The organism is Nonomuraea antimicrobica, from assembly GCF_039536965.1.
GTDB classification, from domain to species: Bacteria; Actinomycetota; Actinomycetes; order Streptosporangiales; family Streptosporangiaceae; genus Nonomuraea; species Nonomuraea antimicrobica.
In genome coordinates this window covers 1-3,498 of the sequence record NZ_BAAAZP010000180.1, presented here as the reverse complement: position 1 = coordinate 3,498, position 3,498 = coordinate 1, and the positions used below count along the sequence as shown (strand labels likewise).

The window sequence follows — 3,498 nt, the reverse complement described above, 5'->3', positions numbered from 1 at the left end:
CTCCGGCCTGGCCCGGGTCTGCCGCGCCTCAGCCTCCGGCCTGGCCGGAGGTCGAGGGCGTCGCCGAGGGGGTCGCGGGCGCGGGCATGCCGGGGAAGGCCGTCGGCGGCTCGGGCCGGAAGGAGTAGGAGCGGGTCACCGCCCGCTGCATGGCCAGCGCGGCGTAATGGCGCAGCGCCGTGTCGCGGGCGGCGGCCAGCTCGAGGTAGGCGGCCGTCACCCCGCTCTCCAGGTGCACCGCCAGCTTGGCCGCCAGCGTGGCGTTCGACGGGAAGAACGGCAGCGTGTAGGACGCATCCGACTCGACAGGACGGCCGCCCCGCGCCGTGATGAGCCCACGGAGCTGGTCGCGCCCGCCCCGGTGCGCGTCGTAGGCCGCGCTCATCCGGTCTCGCAGCGGCCCCGACGTGCGCGCTCCCAGCAGCCCGTACGCGAACACCGCGGCATGCTCGGCCGCCAGCGCCTTGCGCAGCATCTCGATGTCGTCGGCCGCCCGCACGCCGGTCACACCGACCTGGGCAGGGCGACCACGTGGGCCGCCTCGCAGGCGCCGATGCTGGCGATGAGCTGGGCCAGGCCGGGCGAGGCGGTGTCGAGCTGGCGCACCCGCTGGGCGGCGGCCTTGCGTTCGAGGTCGCGCAGCCGCGCCACCGTCGTCCTGCGGGCGGAGGCCGAGGGGGAGGGCGATCCGGAAGCGGAGGCAGTGGCGGAAGCGGCGGAAGTGGCGGCGGGGGGCACGTGCTTGCGCAGCTCGTTCAGATGGGCCTGGTGGCGGTTGCGGAACGGCACCAGCTTCTCGGCCCCGCCCGAGATCAGCGACGAGTAGAGCGCGATCGTCCGCTCCTTCTCCACGATGAGGCCCTTGACCAGGACGGTGTCGGGCGAGTCGGGAGGCGGGACCGACGGCTTCGGCGGGCCGGACGCGCTGCAGGCGGTCAGAGCGGCCGCCCCGCCCGCCAGCAGGGCTCGCCGGGAAAGCTGACGCGGGCGCACGGGCTCGAACCTCCAGGTGTCGCGGATCCCCCTTCGGGCCTCGGATAGCATCGTACGGCCAGTGCCCGGGAACGCCGCCCGGCGACGCTCCGGCGTTCGACCGCCGCCCGACCCGCCGCTCGACCGTGACGAGTGGCGCTCTTTCGGTGCCCTCATACGGATAGGGTGTCAACTGTCGCCGCTGGCTGAGCGAACGGTCAGGCGGCGCGGAGCCAGAGGCGAGGTCCGCCCGGCTGAGACATGACAATTAGGGGAGGTCGATATGGGCAGCGCATCACCCCGCGACCACCTGATGAAGCTCCTGGAGCCCGTGGTCGGCGCGGAGGGCCTCGACCTGGAGGACATCACGGTCACCCAGGCGGGCAAGAGACGGCTGCTGCGCGTGATCGTCGACCGTGACGGCGGCGTGAGCCTCGACGACGTGGCCGACGTGAGCCAGGCCGTCTCCACGGCCCTCGACGACGACGACGCGATGGGCCAGGCGGCCTACACGCTCGAGGTCTCCTCGCCGGGCGTCGACCGTCCGCTCACCGAGCCACGTCACTGGCGGCGCGCGGCCAAGCGCCTGGTGAAGGCAGAGCTGACAGACGGCACCGTGCTGGAGGGCCGCATCCTGGCCGCCGACGAGGGCGGCATCGACCTCGACGTCGCGGGCGCGGCACGCAGGCTTGACTATGAGCACCTGACCCGCGGACGGGTTCAGGTGGAGTTCCGCCGGTTCGACGACGTCGACGGCGACGAAGGCTAAGGGGGAGCCGCCGTGGACATCGACATGAGCGTCCTGCGCAGCCTGGAGCGGGAGAAGGACATCTCCTTCGACCTGGTCGTCAAGGCGATCGAGGACGCGCTGCTGATCGCGTACCTCCGCACCGAGGGCGCCGCCGCCAAGGCGCGCGCCCATCTCGACCGTGCCAGCGGCCACGTCACGATCTGGGCGGCGGAGCTGGACGATGCGGGCGAGGTCGTCAGGGAATACGACGACACACCAGGCAACTTCAGCCGGATCGCCGCCACCACCGCCAAGCAGGTCATCCTGCAGCAGTTGCGCGACGCGGAAGACGAGATCAACTTCGGCGAGTACGCCAGCCGCGAGGGCGAGCTGGTCTCGGGCGTCATCCAGCAGGGCAGAGACCCGCGCGTGGTGCTGGTCGACCTGGGCAAGATCGAGGCCGTGCTGCTGCACGCCGAGCAGGTCCCCGGCGAGGAATACGTGCACGGTGAGCGCATCCGCGCCTACGTCGTGCAGGTGAAGAAGGGTCACAAGGGCCCCTCGATCTCCTTGTCGCGCACGCATCCCGGGCTGGTCAAGAAGCTGTTCGCGCTCGAGGTGCCGGAGATCGCCGACGGCACCGTGGAGATCGCCGCGGTGGCCCGCGAGGCCGGGCACCGTACGAAGATCGCGGTCAGGTCGCGCAAGCAGGGCGTCAACGCCAAGGGCGCGTGCATCGGCCCCATGGGGTCGCGCGTGCGCAACGTGATGACCGAGTTGCACGGCGAGAAGATCGACATCATCGACTGGTCGGAGGATCCCGGCGAGTTCGTGGGGAATGCCCTGTCCCCGGCGCGCGTTTCCCACGTCGAGGTGCTCGACCTCGAGGGGCGCGTCGCGCGGGTCACGGTGCCCGACTACCAGCTCTCGCTGGCCATCGGCAAAGAGGGGCAGAACGCCCGGCTCGCCGCCAGGCTCACCGGATGGCGGATCGACATCCGCCCGGACACCCAAGCCGAGGACGCCGCCGGTTCCGTAGATGCGTCAACACGGTAAGCTGGAATATGGTGGCCACGCGGTACCACAGCGCACCTGTGTGGGCTGCAGGGTCCGTACGGCTAAGTCAGAGCTGCTCCGCCTGGTGCGGGTCGAGGGTCAAGTGATCCCCGACCTGCGAGGACGGCTCCCGGGCCGCGGTGCATCGCTGCATCCGGCCCTGAGCTGTCTGGAGTTCGCCGAGCGGCGCCGAGCGTTCCCACGCGCGTTCCGCGTGCCGGGGCCGCTTGACGTGTCGCCCGTGCGGGCGCACCTGGAGGGAGACCACGAAATGTCATGTAGGACGCCGAGTTGATGGGCGGAGTCAGATTGCTATGAGCGCCTGATGAGCACGCGGCGATGAAGACGTCAAGGTAGCGACGGTCCGGACGGCATAGCCAGCCTCCCGGGCCGAGTAAGGGAGTGCAGTGGCGAAGGTCCGGGTATACGAGCTCGCTAAGGAGTTCGGCGTAGAGAGCAAGGTCGTCATGGCCAAGCTCCAAGAGATGGGAGAGTTCGTCCGTTCGGCGTCCTCGACCATCGAGGCGCCGGTGGTCCGCAGGCTCACCGAAGCGCTGGGGGTAGCCAAGAGCGGCCCCTCCAGGGGCGGCGGTCAGCCGTCCAACAAGCCGCAGCCGCCAAGGGCTGCGCCCCGGCCGGCGGACAGCCAGGCCGGTAACGGCGCCGGGCAGGCGCCGGTTCCCGCCCCACCGCGTCCGGGTCCCAAGCCCGGCCCGCGGGGCCGGGACGCGGGCCGGGCT

The 3,498-nt window shown here is 71.3% G+C and carries 6 protein-coding genes; 4 read left to right on the top strand and 2 right to left on the bottom strand.

Features of this window, described 5'->3' with window-relative positions; genetic code table 11:
* Nucleotides 1–28 precede the first annotated feature (28 nt).
* The gene (locus tag ABD844_RS41700) at nucleotides 29–508 is read right to left on the bottom strand and encodes a ferritin-like domain-containing protein (RefSeq protein WP_344891430.1); all 480 of its coding nucleotides are present in this window, start codon (nucleotides 506–508) and stop codon (nucleotides 29–31) included.
* Nucleotides 505–993 (bottom strand): hypothetical protein, encoded by a 489-nt coding sequence (locus ABD844_RS41695; RefSeq protein ID WP_344891427.1) that lies wholly within the window; start codon nucleotides 991–993, stop codon nucleotides 505–507. Before ABD844_RS41695 ends, ABD844_RS41700 begins: the two co-directional genes overlap by 4 nt.
* A 262-nt stretch (nucleotides 994–1,255) precedes the next feature.
* On the opposite strand from ABD844_RS41695, the gene rimP reads away from it, so the two are divergent.
* From rimP to ABD844_RS41675, 4 genes are all read left to right on the top strand, one after another.
* The gene (rimP, locus tag ABD844_RS41690; RefSeq protein WP_344891424.1) at nucleotides 1,256–1,741 is read left to right on the top strand and encodes a ribosome maturation factor RimP; all 486 of its coding nucleotides are present in this window, start codon (nucleotides 1,256–1,258) and stop codon (nucleotides 1,739–1,741) included.
* Between the two features lie 12 nt (nucleotides 1,742–1,753).
* Nucleotides 1,754–2,758: a transcription termination factor NusA gene (gene nusA, locus ABD844_RS41685; protein WP_344891421.1), complete on the top strand. Its 1,005-nt coding sequence runs from the start codon at nucleotides 1,754–1,756 to the stop codon at nucleotides 2,756–2,758.
* Entirely contained in the window at nucleotides 2,742–3,053 is a 312-nt protein-coding gene (locus tag ABD844_RS41680; protein ID WP_344891418.1) for a YlxR family protein, read from the top strand. Before nusA ends, ABD844_RS41680 begins: the two co-directional genes overlap by 17 nt.
* A gap of 112 nt (nucleotides 3,054–3,165) precedes the next feature.
* On the top strand, nucleotides 3,166–3,498 hold a 333-nt coding region (locus ABD844_RS41675; protein WP_344891416.1), incomplete at its 3' end, for a translation initiation factor IF-2 N-terminal domain-containing protein.